The following is a 2,033-nucleotide window of genomic DNA, read 5'->3' on the forward strand; positions in this document are numbered from 1 at the left end:
GGGATACATTGATTAATAATGACAACCTCTACAAATATTTAGTTCATGTACTTAGTGAGAGTCCTGAATCTTTGCAGGAAAATAAAGCATTAGCAATATTAGAAAACGATGTTGAGGCACCAATTGGACAGCAGGAAGTTTGGGCAGCAGGAGTAACCTATCTGCGCAGTCGCGATGCCAGAAAAGAGGAATCTAAAGATTCCGGTGGGGCAAGCATGTATGATAAAGTTTATGATGCAGATCGTCCTGAATTATTCTTTAAATCATTACCTCATCGTGTAGCTGGACATAAACAACACGTAAACATTAGAAAAGATTCGACCTGGAACGTGCCGGAACCTGAATTGACTTTGTTTATCAATGCTTCCGGAAACATACAGGCTTATACTATAGGAAACGACATGAGTTCCAGAAGCATTGAAGGAGAAAACACGTTGTATCTGCCGCAGGCAAAGATTTATGAAAGAAGTGCTGCTCTGGGACCGTGTTTATATATACCTGAAAAGCCGATATCCGATAAAACAATGATAGAGATGGTTATCAACCGAAACAGTAAGGAGGTTTTTCGCGATTCGGTTTCTATTAGCAGAATGAAACGCTCTCTGAATGAGTTAGTAATCTATTTGTATGCTGAGTGCGATTTTAAAAACGGATGTTTTTTAATGACCGGAACTTGTATTGTACCTCCTAATGACTTTACTTTGAATGAAAAGGACGAGGTTAGCATAAGTATTGATAATATTGGAACATTAACAAATCACATAGCTATTCGTGTATAAAAAATAGCTTTAAATTTTACTAAATATGGTGTCTATAACAGGTGAGAATTTTATTGGAAATATTCGTAGTGGCAATGGAACCGATAGCTTTCAGGCTTTCAATCCCACTGGGAATGTTTTAATATCAGAAAAGTTTACTTACGCAACAGAGAAAGAACTTGAACGGGCATTATCATTAGCGCAGGATGCTTTTGTTAGCTATAAAAATATTTCAACAATTAAGCGTGCTGAGTTTTTAGAAGCAATTGCAGAAGAAATAATGGCGCTTGAAGAAACATTGATAGAAAGAGCTGTTACAGAATCAGGTTTGCCCATTGGACGAATAACAGGCGAAAGAGGCCGTACCTTTGGTCAGTTAAAAATGTTTGCCCAGTTACTACGTGACGGCTGGTATGTGGATGCAAGAATAGATACTGCACAACCTGAAAGAGCACCATTACCAAAATCTGACATCAGAAGAATGCTTATTCCAATTGGCCCTGTTGCAGTTTATGGTGCCAGTAATTTCCCATTGGCTTTCTCTACAGCAGGAGGCGATACTGCTTCTGCACTTGCTGCAGGCTGTCCTGTAATTGTTAAAACACATCCATCTCATCCTGGCACCAGCGAATTGATATCTTCTGCAATTATTCAGGCAGCTAAAAGAACAGGCATGCCTGAGGGTGTATTTTCAGCCTTAAACCTTACAAACGATCAGTCGGTAAGACTCGTACAGCACCCTGCTATAAAGGCAGTGGGTTTTACAGGATCAAGAAAAGTAGGCATGACTCTTTTTAATGCGGCTGCGAAAAGACCAGAACCCATTCCTGTATATGCAGAAATGAGCGCTATAAATCCGGTTATTTTGATGGAAGAAGCATTAAAAGTAAAAGGAGAAGCAATTGCTAAAKGATTGGCCGGCTCAGTAACTATGGGGGCAGGCCAATTTTGTACTAATCCTGGATTGGTATTACTAATAGAAAGCGAAGCGAGTAAATATTTTCTAAATCACTTTGTGAAACATCTGGGAGCAACTGAACCTGCAACAATGTTGAACAAGAATATCTGCCAATCATACAGTAAAGGTATCGAAACGACTAAAACGGTTAACGGAGTTAATGTTTTGGCTGAGGGAACAAAATTAGCAAATGACGAGAGAAATGAGGCCAGATCAATTGCTTTTACGGTTTCAGCAGATGATTTCCTTTCGAATAAACAGTTAAACGAGGAGGTTTTTGGTCCGGTAACACTTTTTGTATTGATAAAAGATACAGC

General features: G+C 39.1%; 2 protein-coding genes. Both read left to right on the forward strand.

From position 1 onward, the window contains the following. Positions 1 to 779, forward strand: a 779-nt coding sequence (locus tag AC1DG9_RS26355) for a fumarylacetoacetate hydrolase family protein (RefSeq protein ID WP_477635605.1), incomplete at its 5' end; no start/stop codon positions are given. 25 nt (positions 780 to 804) lie between these two features. Beyond that, positions 805 to 2,033, forward strand: a 1,229-nt coding sequence (locus tag AC1DG9_RS26360; RefSeq protein WP_477635606.1) for an aldehyde dehydrogenase (NADP(+)), incomplete at its 3' end; no start/stop codon positions are given.

The sequence above is a fragment of the Pedobacter sp. 05L430 genome (assembly GCF_056397585.1).